This is a genomic window from Mycobacterium sp. ABE4_509, from assembly GCF_056160785.1.
On sequence record NZ_JBSWXU010000001.1, the window covers coordinates 85,517 to 108,342 of the forward strand.

Annotated in this window: 20 protein-coding genes and 1 pseudogene; 13 read left to right on the top strand and 8 right to left on the bottom strand. The window is 67.8% G+C overall.

All coding sequences use genetic code 11. The features are described from left to right. Positions 1 to 31: 31 nt before the first annotated feature. From ACXAID_RS00460 to ACXAID_RS00470, 3 genes are all read right to left on the bottom strand, one after another. Entirely contained in the window at positions 32 to 1,330 is a 1,299-nt protein-coding gene (locus ACXAID_RS00460) for a class I SAM-dependent methyltransferase (protein ID WP_475020203.1), read from the bottom strand. Positions 1,331 to 1,422: 92 nt separating this feature from the next. Then, entirely contained in the window at positions 1,423 to 1,875 is a 453-nt protein-coding gene (locus ACXAID_RS00465) for a Fur family transcriptional regulator (protein WP_475020204.1), read from the bottom strand. A gap of 64 nt (positions 1,876 to 1,939) precedes the next feature. Continuing rightward, positions 1,940 to 2,344 carry an ArsR/SmtB family transcription factor gene (locus ACXAID_RS00470; RefSeq protein ID WP_475020205.1) on the bottom strand — a complete coding sequence of 135 codons (405 nt, stop codon included), beginning with the start codon at positions 2,342 to 2,344 and terminating at the stop codon, positions 1,940 to 1,942. Positions 2,345 to 2,682: 338 nt separating this feature from the next. On the opposite strand from ACXAID_RS00470, the gene ACXAID_RS00475 reads away from it, so the two are divergent. Together ACXAID_RS00475 and ACXAID_RS00480 are read left to right on the top strand one after the other, a co-directional pair. Further along, entirely contained in the window at positions 2,683 to 3,027 is a 345-nt protein-coding gene (locus ACXAID_RS00475) for an ArsR/SmtB family transcription factor (protein ID WP_475020250.1), read from the top strand. A 110-nt stretch (positions 3,028 to 3,137) separates the two neighbouring features. Next, on the top strand, positions 3,138 to 5,096 hold the full coding sequence (locus ACXAID_RS00480) for an aconitate hydratase (protein WP_475020206.1): 1,959 nt from the start codon (positions 3,138 to 3,140) through the stop codon (positions 5,094 to 5,096). A 49-nt stretch (positions 5,097 to 5,145) separates the two neighbouring features. On the opposite strand, the gene ACXAID_RS00485 is transcribed toward ACXAID_RS00480, so the two are convergent. Continuing rightward, entirely contained in the window at positions 5,146 to 5,634 is a 489-nt protein-coding gene (locus ACXAID_RS00485) for a nuclear transport factor 2 family protein (protein ID WP_475020207.1), read from the bottom strand. Between the two features lie 144 nt (positions 5,635 to 5,778). Between ACXAID_RS00485 and ACXAID_RS00490 the strand changes: the two genes are divergently transcribed. From ACXAID_RS00490 to ACXAID_RS00500, 3 genes are read left to right on the top strand one after another with little or no spacing between them, the layout of a single operon-like run. Then, the gene (locus ACXAID_RS00490) at positions 5,779 to 6,567 is read left to right on the top strand and encodes a prolipoprotein diacylglyceryl transferase (RefSeq protein WP_475020208.1); all 789 of its coding nucleotides are present in this window, start codon (positions 5,779 to 5,781) and stop codon (positions 6,565 to 6,567) included. Then, positions 6,564 to 6,998: a hypothetical protein gene (locus ACXAID_RS00495; RefSeq protein WP_475020209.1), complete on the top strand. Its 435-nt coding sequence runs from the start codon at positions 6,564 to 6,566 to the stop codon at positions 6,996 to 6,998. Before ACXAID_RS00490 ends, ACXAID_RS00495 begins: the two co-directional genes overlap by 4 nt. Next, positions 6,995 to 8,551: a radical SAM protein gene (locus ACXAID_RS00500; RefSeq protein ID WP_475020210.1), complete on the top strand. Its 1,557-nt coding sequence runs from the start codon at positions 6,995 to 6,997 to the stop codon at positions 8,549 to 8,551. The genes ACXAID_RS00495 and ACXAID_RS00500 overlap by 4 nt, the downstream gene beginning before the upstream one ends. 40 nt (positions 8,552 to 8,591) lie before the next feature. On the opposite strand, the gene ACXAID_RS00505 is transcribed toward ACXAID_RS00500, so the two are convergent. The 3 genes and pseudogenes from ACXAID_RS00505 to ACXAID_RS00515 all read right to left on the bottom strand — a co-directional run bounded on the left by ACXAID_RS00505 (position 8,592) and on the right by ACXAID_RS00515 (position 11,991). Then, positions 8,592 to 8,933 carry a DUF1003 domain-containing protein gene (locus ACXAID_RS00505; RefSeq protein ID WP_475020211.1) on the bottom strand — a complete coding sequence of 114 codons (342 nt, stop codon included), beginning with the start codon at positions 8,931 to 8,933 and terminating at the stop codon, positions 8,592 to 8,594. A 325-nt stretch (positions 8,934 to 9,258) separates the two neighbouring features. Continuing rightward, complete coding sequence (locus ACXAID_RS00510) at positions 9,259 to 10,947, bottom strand: hypothetical protein (protein WP_475020212.1); 1,689 nt, start codon at positions 10,945 to 10,947, stop codon at positions 9,259 to 9,261. Positions 10,948 to 11,096: 149 nt separating this feature from the next. Continuing rightward, positions 11,097 to 11,991: pseudogene (locus ACXAID_RS00515) on the bottom strand (enoyl-CoA hydratase/isomerase family protein). A 132-nt stretch (positions 11,992 to 12,123) separates the two neighbouring features. Here ACXAID_RS00515 and ACXAID_RS00520 point away from each other — a divergent pair. The 8 genes from ACXAID_RS00520 (at position 12,124) to ACXAID_RS00555 (ending at position 21,330) form a co-directional block, all read left to right on the top strand. Continuing rightward, a complete protein-coding gene (locus ACXAID_RS00520) occupies positions 12,124 to 13,950 on the top strand; it encodes a flavin-containing monooxygenase (protein ID WP_475020213.1) in 1,827 nt (608 codons plus the stop codon). Then, positions 13,951 to 14,538, top strand: coding sequence for a TetR/AcrR family transcriptional regulator (locus ACXAID_RS00525; RefSeq protein WP_475020214.1), 588 nt, complete (start codon positions 13,951 to 13,953; stop codon positions 14,536 to 14,538). It abuts the gene before it with no gap. 63 nt (positions 14,539 to 14,601) lie between these two features. Further along, entirely contained in the window at positions 14,602 to 16,071 is a 1,470-nt protein-coding gene (locus tag ACXAID_RS00530) for a biotin carboxylase (RefSeq protein ID WP_475020215.1), read from the top strand. 50 nt (positions 16,072 to 16,121) lie between these two features. After that, the gene (locus tag ACXAID_RS00535; protein ID WP_475020251.1) at positions 16,122 to 17,258 is read left to right on the top strand and encodes a serine hydrolase domain-containing protein; all 1,137 of its coding nucleotides are present in this window, start codon (positions 16,122 to 16,124) and stop codon (positions 17,256 to 17,258) included. 60 nt (positions 17,259 to 17,318) lie between these two features. Next, a complete protein-coding gene (locus ACXAID_RS00540) occupies positions 17,319 to 17,945 on the top strand; it encodes an FKBP-type peptidyl-prolyl cis-trans isomerase (protein ID WP_475020216.1) in 627 nt (208 codons plus the stop codon). A 46-nt stretch (positions 17,946 to 17,991) separates the two neighbouring features. Next, on the top strand, positions 17,992 to 18,972 hold the full coding sequence (locus ACXAID_RS00545) for an alpha/beta hydrolase (protein WP_475020217.1): 981 nt from the start codon (positions 17,992 to 17,994) through the stop codon (positions 18,970 to 18,972). Positions 18,973 to 19,026: 54 nt separating this feature from the next. Beyond that, positions 19,027 to 20,925: a serine/threonine-protein kinase gene (locus ACXAID_RS00550; protein ID WP_475020218.1), complete on the top strand. Its 1,899-nt coding sequence runs from the start codon at positions 19,027 to 19,029 to the stop codon at positions 20,923 to 20,925. A 42-nt stretch (positions 20,926 to 20,967) separates the two neighbouring features. After that, positions 20,968 to 21,330: an RNA-binding S4 domain-containing protein gene (locus tag ACXAID_RS00555; RefSeq protein ID WP_475020219.1), complete on the top strand. Its 363-nt coding sequence runs from the start codon at positions 20,968 to 20,970 to the stop codon at positions 21,328 to 21,330. Between the two features lie 7 nt (positions 21,331 to 21,337). Here the strand turns inward: ACXAID_RS00555 and ACXAID_RS00560 are convergent, their stop codons facing one another. Then, positions 21,338 to 22,789: a GntP family permease gene (locus tag ACXAID_RS00560; RefSeq protein ID WP_475020220.1), complete on the bottom strand. Its 1,452-nt coding sequence runs from the start codon at positions 22,787 to 22,789 to the stop codon at positions 21,338 to 21,340. Positions 22,790 to 22,826 lie beyond the last annotated feature (37 nt).

The window sequence follows — 22,826 nt, forward strand, 5'->3', positions numbered from 1 at the left end:
TGTGGGTGGTCGCTCTGGCGGGGCCTCGTGCTCAGGTGTTCGGAGTCTGGCGACCCAGCAGCTCGGCGCGGGTCGCCGGAACGCCGCTGCGGCCACGCGGATCGCATTTGACCGCCAGAATCTGATTGATCCCCAACCGGTTGGCCGCGAACGCCAGCGCCGAACCGGCCATGTACAGCCGCCATATCCGCGCCCGGCCGGCGCTGCTGAGGGACACCGCCTGCCGCCAGTTCGCTTCGAGATTGCTCACCCAGGCGCGCAAGGTCATCGCATAGTGTTCGCGCAGCGACTCGACGTCGCGGACCTCGAAACCCGCCCCCTCGAGCGCGTCGATCATGGTCGCCATCGGTTCGATCTCTCCGTCTGGGAAGACGTAGCGGTCGATGAACGACGTCTTCGAGAATTCGGTGGGTTCCCGGGGTCTGCGGGAGATGGCGTGGTTGAGCAGGCGCCCGTGGGGGCGCAGCAGCTCGTACAGGTCCGCGGAATAGGTCGGCAGCATCGCCGCGCCGACGTGTTCGGCCATCCCGATACTCGAGATGGCGTCGTAGGGTCCGTCGCTGACGTCGCGGTAGTCCTGTACGCGGATCTCGACGAGATCTCCGACGCCTTCCTGGACCATCCGCTTGCCGGCGTAGTCCGCCTGCTCGTGCGAGAGGGTGACGCCGACGACGCGGGCTCCGTAGTGGCGGGCGGCGTGCAGCGCGAAGGTCCCCCATCCGCAGCCGACGTCGAGCACCCGCATGCCGGCACTCAGCCCGAGCTTGCGCGCCACCAGATCACATTTGGCGTACTGCGCCGCGGTCAGCCCCTCGTCGGGGGCCGCCCAGTAGCCGCACGAGTACGTCATCGACTCGCCCAGCACCAGGCGGTAGAAGTCGTTGCCGACGTCGTAGTGGTGGCTGATGGCGGCGGCGTCGCGGCCCTTGTCGTGCCGGCGCCCGCGGGCCGGTTTGGCCTCCTCGGGTGGCGGGGCCGGTGGCAGTCCGATGATCCCGAGCCGCAGTACGGCCTTCACCAGGGCTTTCTTGGTGTCGGCGTCGATGCGCACACCCGGGCCCCGGGTGGGGTCGGCGACCTCCTCCAGGGTCTGCAGACCTGCGAGCAGATCGCCGTGGATCTCGACATCCCCCGAGACGTATGCGCGGGCGAAACCGAGCTCGTTCGGGGCCCACAGCAGGCGCCGTAGGCCTCTGCGGTTGTTGATCGCAATCGTCCATTGCGCATCCGGCGGTCCGGCCCGGCTGCCGTCCCAGCCCGTTATCCCGATGGGAGCATCCGGTCCCACCGCCGCCCGTACCAACGGCGCCACCGCCTCGGCCACTGTCATCGCGGGGCCTCCGTCCTTGCGTGTCCTGTCAGCGCATCGTGCCTTCCAGCAGACCTGAGTCGGCGCGTCTCCGCACGCCGACTCGCCGTCGACTACGTGTCGTTCCCGACGTGTGTCTGCGTGTCGCGGCAACCGGGGCATACCCCGTAGAGGTCGAGGCGGTGGTCAGTGTCGACGTAGTTGAACTGGCGCACAAGTTCTTCGATGTGTTGTTCGATAACCGCCGGCAGGAAAGAATCCGCGCGCCCGCACAGCCGACAGAGCAGATAGTGGCGATGCTCGCTGTTGGTGCTCAGGCGGTAGAGCAACTCGCCGTCCTCGCTGCGCTGAGCCTCGGCGACCTTGTCTTCGACGAGCGTCCGCAGAATCCGGTACACGGTTGTCAGCCCGGTCTGCCCGGGCTGTTCTTCTCGCAATTGATGGTAGAGCTGCTGTGCGCTGCGGAATCTGTCGCTGTTGCCGAGCACTTCCAGCACTGCGCGCTGGTTCGCGGTGCGGCGGCGGCGCCTCGGAGGTGTCGACGCGCGCGATTCTTCACGGTTCATGTCTGGCACTCCTGGCCTCGCGAATCTGACAATCCTGGGCGCACCCACTTGCGCGCTCGTGGCCTCAATCATCTTCGGCAGCGGTGGCCTCTCCCAAAGCTCCCGCTCGCAGTGGCACACCGGCTCGCTCGTGTGCGAATCCCTCGCCGAGTGCCTGCTCGGCCTGCAGCACTGCCAGCGCTACCAACTCTCGAGCCCGATCATCGACGAGTTGGTAGAACATTCGGGTGCCGTCTTGGCGCACGCCGACCACCTTCCCCCAGCGCAGTTTCGCCAAGTGCTGGGAGGTGGTGGTCGCTGTCTTGCCCACCAACTCGGCAAGCCGGTTGACAGGCAATTGGCCGTGGTCTCGCAGAGCCAGAATGATCCGAATGCGGGTCGGGTCGGACAGCAGGCGAAACACCTCGGCGGCCAGGTCCACGTACTCGCTCTGCGGGCCAAACCTGCATGTCTTTGAATCTTCGTACATACGCAGACTATAAGACTTCACCGCCCTCTCGCCAAGTGCGAATATGTCCAATCCTGATAGCGCGCGAGCCGTCGCGCTACGCGTGTCGGCGCCACAATCATGCCCGCCGCCGAGCCATATTAATGAAAATGATTATCATTAGTTGTTATGTCTGCAGCACGCGTGCATGGTGAGCGCTCAGCCGAGTTGCCGGTCTCTGCGGTCAGCTCTCCGCTTAGCCGCCTCCGGGTGGAAGTGCCTCGTCTCGTGGGGGTCGCCGGCATCCAAAGCGGCGGGACGTGGGCGGGCGAGAGCGGTCGCACCATCAGGGTCGGGTGGACAATCAAGAGGTTCGACTGATGCCACATGGCGCCCAAGAAACAGTCGCGCCAGCCGCGTCGCTGGACCTCTCCGGGGCGAGGAAGGTGGCCACCACCCTGCAAGCCCTGGCCTCGCCCAACCGCCTGCTGATTCTCGCGCGGCTACGCAGATCGCCCTGCACCGTCACCGAGATCAGTGCCGCCATCGATATGGCACCGCCCCAAGTTTCACATCAACTGCGGCTACTGCGGGCCCTTGGCCTGGTTGTTGGCGAGCGCAGCGGCCGAAGCGTCCTCTACCGGCTACACGACGACCACGTGGCACTGCTTCTGGATCAATCCGTCTACCACATCGAACACAGGAATATGGGGATCGACAGCTGAGCACCCCGCCACCGCAGCGCCCACACCGTATCCTCGTGCCTTTCGTATGACAGCCGCAGTGCCCCGCGGTCGACCGGTTTAACGGCCGCTGGGTGGGGAAGCCGACATGTATGCCGGCCAGTGTTACTCAAAAGCTGCTCGACTCCCATCTCGAGTCCGGTGACACCACACCGGGCGAGGAGATCGCCATCCGCATCGACCAGACGCTGACCCAGGACGCCACCGGCACGCTGGTGATGCAGGAACTGGAGGCACTCGACCTCGACCGGGTGCGCACCGAGCTCAGCGTGCAGTACGTCGACCACAACCTGCTGCAGACCGATGAGAAGAACGCCGAGGACCACGAGTTCCTGCGCACCGCGGCGCAGCGGTTCGGGGTGTGGTTCTCCAAGCCGGGCAACGGTGTGTCACACCCGACTCACATGCAGCGTTTCGGTTTGCCAGGCAAGACGATGGTCGGGTCGGACTCGCACACCCCGGCCGCCGGGTCACTGGGCATGTTGGCGATCGGCGTCGGGGGCCTCGAAGTCGCGATGGCGATGGCCGGGCGTCCGCTGCATCTGCGGATGCCCGAAGTCTGGGGCATACGACTGGAAGGTGAACTACCGCAATGGTGTTCGGCCAAGGACGTCATTCTCGAGATGCTGCGCCGCCACGACGTCGACGGCGGCGTGAACCGCATCATCGAATACCACGGTCCCGGGCTGGCCGGGCTGACGGCGATGGACCGGCACGTGATCGCCAACATGGGGGCCGAACTCGGTGCCACCACCACCGTCTTCCCCAGCGACGACGCGGTCCGGACGTTCCTGCGTGCCGAGGGCCGCGAAGACGACTGGGTCGAGTTGCTGGCCGACGACGACGCCGACTACGACATCGCCGACACGATCAACCTGTCCGACATCGAACCGCTGATCGCCAAACCGTCCTCACCCGGCAACGTGGTGCCGGTGAGCGAGGTGGCCGGTGAGCCGATCGCGCAGGTGGTGATCGGGTCGAGCGCCAACCCGGGCCTGCGTGACTTCGCGATCGCCGCGGCGATGGTCGACGGGCGGCAGACCTCGCCCGATGTCAGCTTCGACGTGAATCCGACCTCACGGGAGATCCTCGAGGACCTGACCAAGATGGGTGCGACGATGTCGCTGATCAGCAGTGGTGCCCGGCTGCACCAGGCCGGATGCATGGGATGCATCGGGATGGGCCAGGCGCCGGCGACCGGGCACAACTCGCTGCGCACCATGCCGCGCAACTTCCCGGGCCGCTCCGGCACCAAGGAGGACAAGGTCTGGCTGTGCTCCCCGGAAACTGCGGCGGCGTCCGCGCTGACCGGCGAGATCACCGACCCGCGGCGATGGGCGCGCGACGCCGGGATGAGCTATCCCGCCCTGCGGCTGCCCGAACGCAACAGCGTCAACACCGCGATGCTGGTACCGCCGCCACCGCAGGAACAGGCCGAACTCGTCGAACCCGTCAAAGGCCCGAACATCTCGCGCCTTCCCGACCCCGAACCGCTTCCCGAAGAACTCGAAGCTCCGGTGCTGCTGAAGGTGAACGACAACGTCTCCACCGACGAGATCTCCCCCGCCGGCGCGCGGGCACTGCCGTACCGTTCCAACATCCCGAAGCTGGCCGAATTCAGCTTCACCCAGGTCGACGAGTCCTATCCGAGCCGGGCCCACGATGCCCAACCCAGCGGGCACGTCATCATCGGCGGGCAGAACTACGGGCAGGGCTCCTCACGCGAACATGCCGCGATCGCGCTGCGCTACCTGGGATTGCGGGCGGTGATCGCCAAGTCCTACGCCCGCATCCATTGGCAGAATCTCGCGAACTTCGGTGTGCTGGCGCTCGAGTTCGCCGACCCCGGCGACTACGACTCCGTCGACCGGGACGACACCGTCCGGCTCGCTGATCTGCACCGGGCGCTCGACGGAACCGGCCCCCTCACCGTGGAGAACCTCACCAAGCAGACCAGTTTCCAGGTTCGGCACCGCCTGTCGCCCAGACAGGTGCAGTACGTCCTCGCCGGTGGCCTGATTCCGCAAGTGGCGCAGGAGAACAGCGGGTAGCCGACTGAAGAGGTTGCCCAGCCACGCCGCTGGCGGTGCCGGATTCTCGTTACACGGGCCCGTCGGGAAAATCGTGCCAGCGGCTGATCTTCCAGATCCCGTCCTGTTTGACCAGCCATCCCTCGTAGTTGAGCGATGCGACGGGCGAGAAGAGGGTCCCGCTCGCGGTGTTGGTGAGCAGCCCGGCCACGCTGACCCGCGCCGTGGTATCGGTCTGCTCGAGAAAGACGATGTTGGACATCAAGTGGCGTCGCTGGTTTCCCGCGGTGCTGAAGGTGGCCATCCGCTCCCGCCAGAAGTTGCGGAACTCGTCGCCGCTCTGCTCGACCGGCGCCTGCCCGGGGACTCCCACGGCGAAGACCGCATCGTCGGTGAACAGGTCGAACCAGGTCTCGGCCTGGTAGTTGTCGTAGGCCAGCGCGTACGTGTCGACGAGGTTCTTGATCGCGAGCCGATCGTGACTGTCGAAATCGGTGCGGCCGGCCGCACCGCTGAGGGCGAACTGGTGCAAGGGTCCCGAAGCTGGTTGGTCCGACATCAGCGACCAGCCTATACATCTCAGGGGTGTGCTGGTTGTGCTGCCCGCTGCACGGGTCGTACGCATGGGCCTGCTGCCGTCCGGCCCGATGTTGAGTAGAAATACCGACTGCACCGGGCTGTCCGACCTGCCACGATTGAACCCATGGATGCCCCAGCGTGGCAAGTCGGCCCCCTAGCCGTCCCGGTGCACGGGTTCTTCGTCGCCCTGGGGGTGGCTGCGGCCACGGTCATGTTCTCGGTCGAGGCACGCCGCCGCGGCGCGGTCAACGAACAATCCCTGGTCGCAGTGGCTGGAGCGCTCATCGGCGGAGCCGTCGGGATGCGATTGTCCGGCTGGGCCCGGCACCTCGACTTCAGTGCCAACCCGACACTGGCTCAGGCCTGGCAGTTCGGGTCGCGCAGCATCCTCGGCGGGCTGCTCGGCGCCTATGTGGGTGTGCTGATCGCCAAACGCATCGGCGGATACCGCGGCAAGACCGGTGACCTGTTCGCCCCCGCCGTGGCGCTGGGTATGGCGATCGGGCGGATCGGCTGTCACCTCACCGAGGCGCCCGGCAGGACTACCGCGCTGCCGTGGGGAATACACGCCCCGGCGAGCACCCCGGAATGCCCGGGATGTCTTGCCGGGCAGGCGATGCACCCGTCGTTTCTGTACGAGATCGTCTTCCAGCTGGTGGCGTTCGCCGTCCTGCTGGCGCTGCGGAACCGCATCGGCAGACCGGGTGAACTGTTCGTGCTCTACGTCGCGGCGTACGCGGTGTTCCGGTTCTCGGTCGAGTTCGTCCGGGCCAACGAGACCGTGTGGCTGGATCTGACACGGCCGCAATGGTTCCTGATCTTGTCCATGACCGTCATCGCGGCGCGGCTGTGGTATGGCTACCGACACGGCTACTACCGCCGTCCGGCCCGAGAACAGGAGGTGCGCCTGTGACCACTCCCCCCGGCGGTGACGGCGACGATCAGGATAAGACGCCACCGGCCTACTGGCCGGTCGGTTATCCGAGCCAGCCCAACTATCCACCACCCGGACATCCGTATCCCTACCGGCCTGGGCCGCAGCACCCCCGCAGGATCTCGGTGGGGGCGGCGATAGGTGGTGCCTTCGTCTACTTCGCCCTCAACGGCGTCCTGGGCCTGCTGCTGCTCGTCTTCGCCGGCTCCTACTACCAGTCCGACAACGTGGTGTTCGGTATCGGTGCGGCAGTGTTCGCGCTGATCGCCTTCGGTATCGGTGGCGCGCTGCTGGCGTTGCGAACCCCCGTCGCGAAGGGACTGGGGCTGGGCCTGATGATCGGGTGGGCCCTGACATCTGTCTTCACTGTGGGCCTGTGCACCGGTATCAACCCCGCGATGTACACATGAGCACCGGGATGGTGCTGCGCGGCGACCGGCTGCACCGCTACGTCACCGCGTTCTGCCCGCGCTGCCACGACGAGGCACCCGAACGCCCCCTGGCCGAGGTGACCCGGCTGTCCGGCAGGTTGGTCGAGCACGACGAGCGGATCTGGCTGGAGCGGGGCTGCCCCCGCCACGGGCTGGTCCGCACCCTCTACGACGAGGCCCCCGAGATCCTGTCCTACCTGGAGGAATGGACGGCGCCGACCAAAGCGCACACCCCCGACGTGCCGGGCAACTTCGACCCCATCCCGCTGGCCTACCTGCGCGGGCTGCCCGAGATGCAGACCCAGCACACCTGCATCCTGCTCGAAGACATCGCCGAGACATGCAACCTGCGCTGTCCCACCTGCTTCACCGACTCCTCCCCCGACCTGCGCAACATCGTGCCGGTGAGCGAGGTGCTGGCCAACGTCGACCAGCGGCTGACACGGGAGAACGGTCGTCTGGACGTGTTGATGCTCTCCGGCGGCGAACCGACTCTGCACCCCGACCTGCCCCACTTGCTGGACGAACTCGTCGCCCGCCCGATCACCCGGATCCTGATCAACAGCAACGGGTTGCGCATCGCCGGTGACGACACCCTGCTCGACCTGCTGGCCGGCCACCGGGAACGCGTCGAGGTGTACCTGCAATACGACGGCGTCACGCCGGCCGCGCACCGCCACCACCGGGGCGGCGATCTCCTTCGAACCAAACAGGCAGCGCTGCAACGCTTGTCAGCGAGCGAGATCTTCACGACGCTGGTGATGACCGCGGCACTGAGTGTCAACGACACCGAGATGGGTCAGATGGTGCAGCTGGCCCTGGAAACCCCCTACGTCGGCGGCATCACGATCCAGCCGCAGTTCGGCTCCGGCCGCTCGGCGGACATCGACCCGTCCGAACGGCTCACCCACACCGGCGTGCTGAAACGGCTCGGCCCGCAGACCGCCGGCCTGGTCACCTGGCGTGACCTCACCGCGCTTCCGTGCTCGCATCCGCACTGCTGCTCGGTGGGCTACCTGATCCGCGACGACGGCGACCGCTGGCGCTCACTGGTGTCGTTGATCGGCCACGATGAGCTCAAGGACAAGTTGTGTCTGGTGTCGAATCGAATCGCCGACAGCGACATCCCCCAGCAGCTGCGCATCGCTGTCAAGGAGTCGCTGCTCGGTCTGCTCTCCGAGCAGTCCTCGTTGTCGCACCCGCAGATGGGCGAGGTGTGGCGAAATATCTGCCAGAACTGCGATCTGGGCATACCCACGCTGCTGACGCTGGCCTCCTCGGCGCTTCCCGGGCGGCGACACAAGATCCGCCGGCTGCTCGGTGAGCGGGTCGTCCGTATCACCGTCAAGCCGTTCATGGACATGTCCACGATGATCGAGGAACGGCTGGTGCAGTGCTGCGTCCACGTCGGCACCCGCGCCGACCAGCAGCAGTGCGCGCCGTTCTGTGCGGTGCAGGCCTGGCCGGCGCTGGGCAGACAGCGGTTGTCGGTCGCCGCGGGGCGGGCCCTGCCGCTGCTGGAAAGTCGATGAGGTCGACCCCGCTGGTCAGGTGGTCGCCAACGTTGACTCGTCAAGGTCGCTCGGTGGAACCCTCTTCGGTGAGGCAGACATTCTGGTGGATGTCTTCGGTCAGCTCGTCGACCTTTCTGAGCAGTTCGCTGAGGTGCTGGGTGTTCTGATAGGTGTGAATCGCGAGTTCGGAGCTGATCTGGTCGGAACGCTTCGCTGCGATCAGCAGGATCGCCCCCTGTAGCCCGGCGATCATCGACAGCATCAGATTCAGCAGGATGTACGGGTACGGGTCGAATCCGTGCCGGCCGTCGGCGGAGCCGCCGAGGTACAACACACTGTTGGCGATGATCCACAGTCCCATGAATCCGAGGAACGCGAACACGAACGGCCATGAGCCCATACCGTTTCGCATCGCATCGGCTGATCGTTCACCGAGGGAGAGCTGGTCGCCGCTGCGTACGCCGGGATGCCTGTGCCAGAGCACTTGCCAGTTCATTGTCAGGTTCTGCCTTCCCCGTTGAGGCCGTCGCGGTGGCGGCCCGCCCGCGGGCAGGCGCCCTCTCGATGATGACGTGCCGGTGGGGCCCGTGCATCCCAGATCGCCGAGCGAATCACCGGGAAGGTGCCGCGTCGGCACCCTTCCTAGACAGGTGCCGGCAAGGCGCTGTCGGGCAGGCGATCACGCGCGCCAAGGACGCACCGGAGAATGCGGCGGATATGTCCGCTCAGGCGGTGAGCAGCCCCGATTCACCCTGGTTGTGCAGGAAGAAGTTCGGATCAGCCGTGTCCCACAGCTCACTGTAGAGCTGCTCCTTGGCTGCGAAAGCGGTCTCCTCCACGTTGAGCCAGTCGGCGATCTGGTCGTAGACGTAGTAGGCGAAGGACACCTGCGGCGTGGTGAGCAACAGCTGGTTGATCGCGATCTGGGCGCCGGTCTTGTTGCCGCCGAAAGCCAGGAAGAGCGCCGGCAGGATCTCCGTCGTCGGGATGGCCGCGTTGACGAACGGGACGATCTGGCTGACGCGGTACATCAGCTCGATCCCCTCTCGCGACACCGGCCGCAGCGCGGGCGGCAGGAACGAGCCCACCAGGTCACGGGTCTGGATCAGCGAATACGGCATGCCGATCGGGTCCGGGTCGCTGGTGCGCAACGGGCTCGAGCCCGGGTCGTCGGTGGTCTCGGCGACGTCGACGGCGGCCGCGGCGAGTTGGACCGGGGCGGTGGTCTCCGGGGTGTCGAGGGCCTCGGACTCCTCGGGTGTGTCCAGCGTCTGGGACGGCGACGAGGGCGACAGCGGCAGCCCCGACTCGCCACGGTTGTGCAGCAGAGCGAACGGATCGAGGATGTCCCAGGTCGTGGTGTAGAACCAGTCCTTGAGCTGCTGGGCCTCGTATTCGAGGTTGATCAGGTCGGCGATCTCGTCGTAGCCGTAGAACAGCACCGACACCGGGTGGATGGTGACCAGCAGATTGTTGATCATGCTCTGGGTGGCATCGCGGAACAGGACCGGGTCGCCGCTGAGCAGGTTCGGCACCTCCCCGGCGATGTTGGCCACCGGGATCACCACGTTGACCCACGGGATCATCTGGCTGAACCGGAATCCGGCCTCATATCCCTCGCGGACGAACGGCTTCAGGAACGGCGCCGAATCGAAGGCGTTGAGGATGTTCTGTTCGATGTCCCACAGCACGCCCGGCATGTCGTAGGGAACCGGCTCCGGTGGCATCGGCCGGAACGGGTTGGGGCTCCACGGCACCGGCTCTGGGTCAACGGTGGCGGCTGCCGCGGCGGACGGGGTCTCCTCCTCGTCGTCGTCGGCTGGTGCCACCAGCGCGGCAAGCGCCGCTACGGCCTCGGGGGCCTCGGGAGCCACGTCATCAGGTGCCTGCGGCTCGGTCTCCGCCTCGGGTGCGGCTTCGGCCACCTCCTGCTCGGCCTCCTCGGTGACGTCGGCGTCCTCGGTGACGTCGGTGTCGTCGGTGAGATCCGCATCGGCGTCTTCGCTGAGGTCGGTGTCCTCGGCGTCGTCGGTGTCCTCGGTGTCCTCGGTGACGTCGATGTCGGCGTCCGAGTCGTCAGCGAGATCGTCGGTGTCGTCCTCGGACGTGGTCGAGTTCGCGGTGCCGAACCGCTTCTTCAGTTCCCGGACCGTGCGGGCCTCGTCGTACCCGCCGCCACGCTTGGGTCCGGCGTCGACGCCGTCGTCCTTCGAGTCGGACGCGGCCGCCGAGGTACCCGACTTGTCGGCCTTGGCGCCTGAATCCGAGCCGCCCGATGACGAGGACGACGAAGACGACGAGGCGCCGTCGGTCTCGGCGTGCGCGGTGCCCTGACCGGCGACGGCGAGTGCCGCCCCCACTCCGGCGGCAACGGCCACACCGCTGAGGTATCCGACGTACTTTGCTGACGGCATGGATGTCCCTTCGTAGGCCAAGGGGATTGTAAAGGGTCCGAGCAAACTCGGCACCACGTCTGGGTGACGCCTGTGCGCGGGCCCGCTGGGGGCGGGCGCGTGGCCCCAACCCGGCGCGGGAGGTTCCGGCGGCTCGGCCGACGACACGCCTACGGCTTCGACCGCCCCTTTTTGCTGAGCCGCAACGCGGGCGGGAACTGCTCGTCGTTGTTCTTCACCGACTGGGTGAGCCCCCGCTCGAGCACCGAGGCGTCGAGTTCGAAGTCGTCGGGGTAGGGCTTGACCTGAGCGCCAAGCGATTCGATCAGACCGGTGATCAGCGAGCCCATGTACTCGCCCTGGAACTGTTCCAGCACATGGAAGAACGTCCTCTTCGAGGCGGTCGCGTGGCACCACCTTGTTGACGAAGTCGCACTCGTACATCTCCTGCGCCGTGAACGGCCGGCCGGTGAACAGCATCTCCTTGAACCGGCGGGTGCCCATCGTCAGCGCCCAGGACCACATCCGCGGCCCCCAGCCCGAATAGCGAAACGCCGCGTGCCCGAACAGCGCGTCCTCGGACGCGATCACCAGATCTGCGTCGGCTGCCTGGTAGAAGTGCCAGCCGTAGCAATACCCCTTGACCTCGAGAATGCTGATCTTCTGGAACTCGCGCAGGCTGCGGCAACCCGATTGCGCATTGGCGAACCACGGGCCGAGCGAGCCGCCGTGGCGATAGGTGCCCTTGGGCGGGTAGGTGATCTCGCCGGCGTCGTCGGCGAGCTTGAACTCGCGCAGCCGCTCCTCGGGTGAGCCCTCCAGGCCGGCCATGAAATCCGGCAGGTCGACGCCGCTGCCGAAGTCGTCGCCGATCCCCCGCACGACCAGCACCTTGACGTCGTCGTCGATGTTCGCGCGGTGCAGCAGGTCGGCGTACCGCAGCCGGGCTTCGACGGTGGGGGCGTTGAGCCGGTCCGGGCGAGCCAGCGTGATGGTCGCGATCTTCGTTTCCGGGTCCTTGTCATAGCGGACGATCTCGTCCGCGGGGGGGGGTGGCGTCGACACGGTTCTCCTTCGAGGGGCATTTCGCACGGCGATGTGGCTAGCAGAACAGACTGTCTGTCTGGCAAGATGACGCATTATCTGGTGATTAGACACTATGTCTAGTGAAATGACGTGATGAGGACAGCGACCGCAATGCCAGACACGGCAACTCCCCTGGGCCCGAAGCCGCCGGTGTACGACCCCGAGTGGGTGCGCGCCAAATACAACCTGGAGCGCGACAAGCGCATCCGCCCCGACGCGGTGGATCAGTTCGTCGAGGTGACCGCGGACTTCTCGCACTATGCCGACGACCCCTATGTGGAGCGGGTCGAGCGTGACCCGGTCGACGACCACGTGCAGCTACTGATCATCGGCGCCGGGTTGGGCAGCGTGATCGCCGCGGCCAGGCTGCAGGAGATCGGCGTCGACGACATCAGGATCGTCGACACCGCGGGCGACTTCGGCGGCACCTGGTACTGGAACCGCTACCCGGGCGTCCAGTGCGACATCGAGTCCTACATCTACCTGCCGCTGCTCGAAGAGCTGAACTACATGCCCACCGAGCGCTACGCCCACGGCCGCGAGATCCGCGAGCACCTGCAGGCCGCCGCCCGGCACTACGGGCTGTACGACAACGCGCTGCTGCAGACCACCGTCACCGGGATGGTCTGGGACGAGGACGCCGACCAGTGGCAGGTGACCACCGACCGCGGCGACCGCATCACCGCGAATCTGGTGGCGGTCTCCCCCGGTTCGCTGACCCGCCCGAAACTGCCGGGTATCCCCGGCATCAACGAGTTCCGCGGACACACCTTCCACACCAGCAGGTGGGACTACGACTACACCGGCGGCGACGAAACCGGCGGACTGACCCGGCTGGCGGACAAACGGGTCGGCATCATCGGCACCGGTGCCACCGGTCTGCAGGCCGTTCCCCACCTGGGCCGGTGGGCACAGCAGCTGCTGGTCTTCCAGCGCACCCCGAGCACCGTCGGCGAACGCGGCAACCGGCCCACCGACCCCACCTGGGCCGCCTGCCTGGAGCCGGGGTGGCAGCGCGCGCGCATGGAGAACTTCACCCGGGTCACCGCCGGCGTCGAGATGGACCTCGACCTCGTCGACGACGGGTGGACCCACAACGCGCTGGCGCTCAACGATCCCGCGGTGGCACGCGAAACCGCCCGCCGCGGGCGGGAGATGACACCCGCGGAGATCGCCGAGTTCCTGTTCGAGGCCGACTGGGAGGTGATGGAGCGGCTCCGCGCGCGCATCGACGACACGGTGCAGGACCCGGCGACCGCCGAATCGCTGAAGCCCTGGTACCGGCTGAACTGCAAGCGGACCGGATTCCATGACGAGTACCTGCAGACGTTCAACCGGGACAACGTCCACCTCGTCGACACCGACGGTCGCGGCGTGGAGCGCTTCACCGAGAACGCCGTCGTCGTCGACGGGGTGCACCACGAGATCGACGCACTGATCTTCGCCACCGGTTTCGAGGTCGGGACCTCCTACACGCGCCGCCTCGGCTTCGAGATCGTCGGCCGTGACGGGGTGCGCCTGAGCGACAAATGGGCCAAGGGCATGCGGACCCTGCACGGACTGCAGACCCACGGCTTCCCCAACTGTTTCTTCCTGGGCTACACCCAATCCGGGGTCTCGCCGAACTACACCCACACCGCCGAGGAACGGGCCGACCACCTCGCCTACCTGATCGGTGAATGGGCACGTCGGCGCGCCACCACCATCGAGGCGACGCACGAGGCCGAAGAAGAGTGGTTGCGCACGATGAACGAATCGTCGGTCGACGCCGAGGCTTTCTACGCCGAATGCACGCCGAGCTACCTGAGCTCGGAGGGCGACCGGGACAACCCGCACGGCATGCTGTCGACCAACTTCGGCGGCAAGCCCGTCGACTTCTTCGACATGCTGGCCCGGTGGCGCTCGACAGGTCGCCTCGACGGGGTGACGATCGTCTAGATGGCCGACACCGCGGAAAAACTCACGATGCGCGACCGGCATCGGGCCCTGACCCGTGAGCGCATCCTGGCGGCCTCGCTGGAGGTGTTCGCCGAACGGGGCTACGTCGCGGTGACCATCGACGACATCGCCCGGTCTGCCGGCATCGGCAGGGCGACGTTCTACCTCCATTTCGACAGCAAGGCCGCGGTTCTGCGCGAGCTTCGCAACACCCGGATGATGGCATGGTCCGACCAGGACGCCCCACGCGGCGGCGAACAGGGGCGTCCCTCGATCCGGGCCTTCTTCGAAAAGGTCGTCGACTTCTACACCTCGGCCCCCGAGATCTACAAGGTGCTGCATCAGGCGCGGGCGGCCGATCCGGAGTTCGCCGCCGCGCACCGGGAGACGATGGAAGCCGACGTCGAGGAGTGGAGGCAGCGCGCAGTCATGCCCGGCGCCACCGAAAGCGAACTGCGCCTTGCCGTCGCGATGATGTACACCATGGTCGACTCCTTCATGCACCTGTGGCTGGTCGACGGGTGGCCGCTGGATCACGACGCCGCGATCGAAGCGATGACCGAGGCCCTGCACGCCACCATGCGCTGAGCAGCGGCCGGTGCCGGGTCTCGACGTCTCGACACGCCCCGAGGCAGGGGGCAGACTTGCCGAATGGAGACCAGTGGATCCAGCCCCCACGCGCTGAACTGCCTCTCGGACGTACGTGCGTTCTTTCACATCAACACCGTCCCGCTGTATTTCATCTCGCCGACTCCGTTCAACCTGCTCGGGACCGATCACTGGGTGCGGAATTTCTACTATCTGAACTACTTCGACTCCTTCGAGGGATCGCACCCCCGCGTGTTCGTACCCCGGCGGCGCGACCAACGGGACTTCGCCTCGATGAGGGAGGTGTGCAACCACCTCCTCTGCGACCCCGAGACGCTGGAGTTCATCGCCGAGCGCGGGCCCGGCGGCAAGGCCTGCTTCGTGATGCTCGACGACCAGACGCACGCGCTGGCCAACCAGGCCGGCCTCGATGTCATGCACCCGCCCCCGGAGCTGCTCCGACGTCTGGACTCGAAGACCGTCATGACGCGCCTGGCCGACGAGGCGGGCGTATCGAGTGTGCCGCACGTGATGGGCCGGGCGGGTAGCTACGACGAGCTACTGGCCCTCGCGCACAGCGCTGAGCTCGGAGAAGACCTGGTCATCCAGGACGCGTACGGCGACGCGGGCAGTGGGACTTTCTTCGTCCGCGGCGAGCAGGACTGGCAGCACTGCGCCGCCGACCTGGCCGCACAGCCGGAGGTCAAGGTCATGAAGCGCATCCGAAACGTCGAGGTGTGCCTGGAAGGGGTCGTGACTCGCCATGGCACCGTCGTCGGCCCCGCCATGACGAGCCTCGTCGGGTATCCGGAGCTGACCCCCGGCAAGGGCAGCTGGTGCGGCAACGACATCTGGCGCGAGGCCTTGCCGCCCACGCAGACCCATGCGGCTCGGGAGATGGTGCGAAGGCTGGGCGACATCATGGGCCGTGAGGGGTATCGCGGCTACTTCGAAGTGGACCTGCTGCGCGACCTGGACTCCGACGAGCTCTACCTGGGCGAGGTGAACCCGCGGCTGTCCGGTGCCAGCCCCATGACGAATCTGACCACCGAGGCCTACGCCGACATGCCGCTGTTCCTGTTCCACCTGCTCGAGTACATGGACGTGGAGTACGACCTCGATGTCGCGGGCATCAACGCGCGATGGGAGCGGGGCTACGGCGAGGACGAGGTCTGGGGTCAGGTGATCCTGAGTGAAACCTCCACGGACATCGAACTGTTCACCGCGGCACCGCAAACCGGGGTGTGGCGGATGGACGAGGCCGGGCACGTCTGTTTCGCCCGCCATGCTCCCGACTGGGCCTCGGTGACCGACGAGTCCGAGGCCTTCTTCATGCGGGTTGCGTCTCCAGGTGACTTACGTTGCGAGGGAGCCCAACTCGGTGTGCTGGTCACCCGTGGTCATCTGCAGACCACCGACTACCAACTCACCGAGCACTGCCGCCGCTGGGTCAGCGCGATGAAGTCGAAGTTCGTCTCGACTCCGCTGACACCTACCACACCGATCGTGTCGAGGCTGGTCGCGCGGGCGTGAGCGCCGGAGAACCCGGAGGCCGTCCGCCGGGTATCTCGCTGGCCAACTGGATGTCAGTGCCCTTCGCGCACTGGTCCTTCCAGCATGTCGAGGACTTCGTGCCGACCGTGGCGATATCGCGAGGACACGGCCCGGTGGCGGCGTTGCCGCTGCACGGTTGGCCGGTGGCCGAGATCGCGCTGACCACCGCGGCCGGCGCGAGCGCCGCCGTCGGTGCGGTCATGTCGAACACTGCGACCGACGGGTGGGCCGTGGCGCACGGCGGATCGTTGGTGGCCGAGCACTACTCCGGGGGAATGGGTGCGCACAACCGGCATCTGCTGTTCTCGGTGAGCAAATCGCTGGTGGGCGTGGTCGCCGGCGCGCTGCACGGGGCCGGAACGATCGAACTCGACGCACCGGTCACGACATATGTTCCCGAGCTGGCCCGGTGCGGATACGCCGGAGCGACGGTGCGCCATCTGCTCGACATGCGCTCGGGAATCGCTTTCTCCGACGACTACGGCGACCCCGGCGCGGAGATCCACCTTCTCGACCAGGCGATGGGATGGGCGCCTAGAAGCCCGGAGGTCCCGGCCACGCTCAAAGACTTCCTGCTGACCCTGTCCAGGCAGTCCGCGCACGGCGGCCCATTCCAATACCGCTCCTGTGAGACCGATGTACTCGGCTGGATCTGCGAGGCGGCCGCCGGACGGCGCATGCCGGGGCTGATGTCCGAACTGCTGTGGAGCCGCCTCGGCGCGCAATGTGACGCGACGATCGGCGTGGACGCCGCCGGCACGGGAATGTTCAACGGCGGTATCAGCGCCTGTCTGACCGACATGATCAGGTTGGGGTCGCTGTTCCTGCGTGACGGCGTGTCGCTGACCGGCGAACAGGTGGTCCCGGCGTCGTGGATTGCCGACACTCTCGACGGTGGGCCCGACTCGCGCCAGGCATTCGCCGCCAGCCCGGATGACACCGGCATGCCGGGCGGGATGTACCGCAACCAGGTGTGGTTCCCGTACCCGGGCAACAACGTAGCGGTGTGCCAGGGGATGTCCGGTCAGATGATCTACGTCAACCGCCGGGCCCAGGTCGTCGCCGCCAAGGTGTCCACCCAGCAACACCTGGAGGGCCCACACATCCTGGCGGACACGGTGCGCGCGTTCGACGCCGTGGCACACGAGTTGGCAGGGGGCGGATAAACCGGGGACGAGGTCGGTCGGCGCCGGGCGACGGCGAGGTGCGCCTGTAGCGTGGCGAGCGTGAATCTGTCTCGTGTGCCCCAGTCGCTTGCCCTCACGGCCTGTGCCGCATCGCTGGCCGTCGCGCTCGCCGCGTGCGGCTCCGATACCGACACCACCTCGGCTGCCACGCCGTCGGTGACCGACGTCGCCACCTCAGTGGTCCCCGAGGCGCCCCCGGCGGCCAGCGCTTGTCCGACGGCGGCCCCGCAGCCGGGCGGCACTCCGGAGTGGACCCTGCCCGGGACCACCGGCAGCGTCTCGGTCATCGGGTCGACGGATACCACCGCGCCGGAGGTCGTCGTGGACGCACCGTTCAGCGTCGACGAGACCCAGGTGCACACCCTGCAGGCCGGGGACGGTCCGGTCGTGTCGGACACGGCGACGGTCTCGGTCTGCTACATGGGCGTCAACGGGCGCGACGGCGCGGTGTTCGACAGCAGCTACCAGCGCGGCGCTCCGGTCGACTTCCCGCTCGACGGTGTGGTGCCCGGGTTCCAGAAGGCCATCGCCGGACAGACGGTCGGGTCCACCGTCGCCGTGGCGATGACCTCCGCCGACGGCTACCCGAACGGCCAGCCCGCGGCCGGCATCGCCCCGGGCGACAGCCTCGTTTTCGCCATCAAGATCCTCGACGCCGCGAACTGATCCGGACCGGGCCTGGCCGTCGGGGCACCGGCCTAGGCTCGGTGGCGTGACGCTCTCCCACGACCCCGAGGTGCTGGCGGCGCTGCTGGCCGCGCCCGCGCCACCGGACGCTCCCCCGCCGGTCGGCGACATCGCGACCCGGCGCCGCACCGCCACGGCGAACTTCGACATGATCGCGGCGGGCTTCCCGACGGTCGAGGGTGTCGAGGTGGACCGATACGTGCTGGCCACCGACGACGGAGCCGAGCTGCCCCTGTGGTGGTATCGCCCGACCGGCCGGGCCCAGGCCGGCGGCGGTGCGCTGTACCTGCACGGCGGCGGGATGATCCTGGACCTCGAGCAGGTCGGGCGCGGCTACGACGCCGCGGTGCGCAACTACGTCGCACTCAGCGGTGTGCCGATGCTGATGGTCGACTACCGGGCAGCGCCCGAGCATCCGCACCCCACCCCGGCGCAGGACTGCTACGCCGCGCTGCGCTGGCTCGGCGAGCACACCACCGAGCTCGATGTCGATGCCGGCCGGCTCGCTGTCGTCGGGGACAGTGCCGGTGGTGGGCTGGCAGCCGCAACGGCGTTGATGGCACGCGACCACGGCGGTCCCGCGCTGGCCCTGCAGATGCTGATCTACCCGATGCTCGACGACCGGACCACCGTGCCCGACCCGCAGATACCCGCCGAAGGCATGGTGTGGACCTACGACGACAACATCACCGGGTGGGGTGCGCTGCTGGGGCAGCGCGCCGGCGGGCCCGATGTGCCGCCCTATGCGGCACCGGCGCGGGAAACGGACCTGAGCGGGCTGCCGCCCGCCTACCTCGACACCGGCGACCTGGACATCTTCCGGGCCGAGGTGATCGTCCAGGCGGGCCGGCTGGCCGCTGCCGGCGTCCCCACCGAACTGCACGTCTACCCCGGCTGCCCGCACGGGTTCGACGTACTGGCGCCCGCGGCGGCGGTGTCCCGCCGTGCGGTCGACAACCGGGTCCGGCGCCTGCGGGGCCTCGTCGAGCAGGGCAGTGCCGACTGAGCAGCACCGACGCATCTGGGCTGGCGTTGAGCACGCTTTTGTAGGCTCGTGGGCATGCCGTATGACGACGGCGAGATTTTCGCTGGTTACACCATTCAGCGGCTGCTCGGGGCCGGTGGGATGGGTGAGGTCTACCTGGCCCGACATCCCCGCCTTCCCCGGTTGGACGCGCTGAAGATCCTGTCGCTCGACGCGACCGGGGACGAGAGCTTCCGCGCCCGCTTCGTGCGCGAGGCCGACCTGGCCGCCACGTTGTGGCACCCCCACATCGTCGGGGTGCACGACCGCGGGGAGTTCGACGGCCGGCTGTGGATCTCGATGGACTACGTGGAAGGCACCGACGCCCGCCAGCTGCTGACCCAGCAGTATCCGGACGGAATGCCCTACGAGGACGTCGCCGAGATCGTGATGGCCGTGGCCGAGGCCCTGGACTTCGCGCACGAACGCCGTCTGCTGCACCGCGACGTCAAGCCGGCCAACATCCTGGTCACCAGCCCCACCGGCGGCGCCCGGCGGCGGGTGCTGCTCACCGACTTCGGCATCGGCCGCGAAGCCGACGACGTCGACGGCCTCACCGATGTCGACATCGCTCTGGGCACCGTCAGCTACGCCGCGCCCGAACAGTTGGTCAGCAACTCGATCGACGGCCGGGTCGACCAGTATGCGCTGGCCGCGACGGCCTACCACCTGCTCACCGGTGTCCCGTTGTTCGATCACTCCAACCGCGTCGTGGTGGTCGGCAACCACCTCAAGACGCCGCCACCGCGGCTGTCCGGGCGCCGGCCCGACCTCGCGCACCTGGACGCGGTGATGGCGCGCGCACTGGACAAGGATCCCGACAACCGCTACCCGACCTGCACCGCATTCGCCCAGGACCTGGCCGGGCGCACCCCGGGAGCAGCCACGGCGCCCGCGGCATCGGCCCCGCTGACCGCCGGCGGGGCGGAACCAGCCCGCTCCGAACAGCCCGCCGCGGTGATGAGCACCTCAGCGTTCGACGTGGCCGGTGACCTCCGGCGCAACCCGGGTGACCACACCATGAGACTGACCGCGATGGCGGTCCACGGCACGGCGACCGAGGTGCGCAAACAACCCGCCGGACCCGACCACGACGAGGAGATCTGGACCTTCCGGGTGCAGCGGTCCGGCGCCGCCGGCGAGCACGGGTCGGTGGTCCCGGTCGAGCTGCGCGGGACGTCGATCGTCGGGCAGCTGGCCGACGGAGACACCGTCGAGGTGCAGGGCATGTGGGACGGCGACACCCTGCTCGGTGATTCGGTGGTCAACCATTCCGCGCAGTCGGGCCGGCGTCGCAGCGCCGGTCGGTTCGCCGTCACCTCCCCGCCGGCACCGCCGGCCCCGCCGCGGCCCGCGAGACCGCAGGCGAGACGACGGGGCGGCCGTGCCGCGGTACTGGCCGTGGCCGTGGTGGCGGTGGTCGCGGTGCTGGTGTCGGCGGTGTTGACGCACGGTTTCGGCCTGTGGTCGCCAAGCGGCCCGGGCCCGGTCGTGCAGCCGGTCGCCGTCACCGTCTTCTCCCCCGGCGGCTCACCCGACCATCCCGATGAGGCCGACCTGACCATCGACGGCGACCCCGACACGGCCTGGCACAGCGACACCTACGTCGACCCCGTCCCGTTCCCCGCCTTCAAACAGGGGGTGGGGCTCATCGTGCAACTGCCCGAACCCACCGCCATCGGGGCGGTGACCGTCGACCTCGCCAGTACCGGCACCGAGGTGCAGATCCGCGCGGCCGACAGCTCCGATCCGGCCAGCCTCGCCGACACGACCGCGCTGACCGACGACGTTCCGGTACAGCCCGGCCGCAACACCGTCACCGTCGACAACGACACCGAGACCTCCGATGTCCTGGTGTGGATCCCGACGCTGGGCACCATCGACGGCCAGAGCCGCACCGAGATCTCCGAGATCACCGTCCAGGCGGCCGGCTGAGCGACGCCCCCGATCCGTGGCGCAGGGGTCATGATGGAACGTATGGAGTCGACCCGGGTGGACCGGTGGTTGTGGGCGGTCCGGCTGACCAAGACCCGGCCGGACGCCGCCGATGCGTGCCGGGGCGGACATGTGCGGATCAACGACAAACCCGCCAAGCCGTCGACCGCGGTGTCGCCAGGCGACACGGTGCGCGCCCGGGTCGGTGAGCGCACCCGGATCGTCGAGGTGGTTCGGGTGATCCAGAAGCGTGTCGGGGCTGCCGATGCGGTGACGTGCTATCTGGACCGGACACCACCGCCGCCGCCGTCCGCGCCGCCGATCGCGGTGCGCGACCGGGGCAGCGGCCGGCCGACCAAGCGGGACCGGCGAGCACTGGACAAGTGGCGGGCGGGCCTGCGCTGACCCGGCGTCAGGCCACCGTCCACATCGCCAGCGCGAGCACGAACGCCGACAACCCGAGCGTCGTCTCCATCACCGTCCAGGTCTTCAGCGTCGTCTTGACATCCATTTCGAAGAACCGGCTGACCAGCCAGAAACCGGAGTCGTTGACGTGGGACAGCACGGTGGCGCCCGCGGCGATCGCGATCACCAGCAGTGAGATCTGGAAGTTGCTCAGTCCGGCCTCGGCCACCGAGGCGCTGATCAGGCCTGCGGTCGTGGTCAGCGCCACGGTCGCCGAACCCTGCGCCACCCGCAGGATGGTGGAGATCAGGAACGCCTGCAGAATCAGCGACAACCCGAGGTTGGACAGCGAATCGCTGAGTACCTCGCCGATGCCGCTCAGGCGTAGCACACCGCCGAACATGCCGCCGGCGCCGGTGATCAGGATGATCGCGCAGATCGGTGCGAGCGCTTTGTCGAAGATGCTGCTGACATCGGCCATCGAGTGGTTGCGCAGGCCCAGCACCAGCGTCGCCACGATGACCGTGATCAGCAGGGCGATGCTGGTGTTGCCCAGCAGCATCAGGTACCTGGCCCAGGTGGCGTCCTCTTCCAGCACCCCGGCCGCCATCAGGGTGTCGAGCACGGTGTTGAACGAAATCAGCACGAACGGCAGTAGCAGGATGCCCAGGACGGTGGCGAAGGACGGGGCGGTGCGCGTCGTCGACTTCGTGGTGGTGCCACCGCCGCCGCCCGAGGGTGTGTCGTCGTCCTGGCCGGAGTCCGCGCCCTGGTCGCGGCCGCCGTTCATCTCGCCGAACAGCGCGGTGGGCACGTCGACCCACACCCGGCGGCCGATGAACTGGGAGACCAGGAACGAGCCGACGAACCAGGACAGCACCGCGACCGGGGCGCCGACGAGCAGCGCCAGACCGATGTTGCCGCCCAGCACCTCGGCGGCGGCGACCGGGCCGGGGTGCGGCGGCACCAGCGCGTGCATCGCGGCGAAGGCGCCGGCGGTCGGGAACGCGTAGAGGATCAGTGAGCCGCCGAAGCGCCGCGCGACGGTGATGATGATCGGCAGGAAGACCACCAGGCCGGCGTCGAAGAAGATCGGGAAACCGAACAGCAACGCTGCCACGCCGATCGCCAGCGGGGCGCGTTTCTCACCGAATCGCCCGATCAAGGTGTCGGCGAGAACCTGTGCACCACCCGTGATTTCGAGAAGCCGGCCGATCATCACGCCGAAGCCGACGAGTAGCGCCACCGAGCCCAGGGTGTTGGAGAACCCGTAGGACAGCGCGTCGGGCACATCGGCGACGGGGATGCCGGCCGCCAGCGCCGTCAGCAGGCTTACCAGCACCAGCGCCACGAAGGCGTGCATCTTGACCTTGATGATGAGGAACAGCAGAAGTGCCACTGCCCCAGCGGCGATCAGGAGCAGGGTGGTCGCTCCATACGCCGGCTCGATTGCCTCCACGTTTCCTCCGTATTCTCAGTGCCGGGTTGGTCCCGGA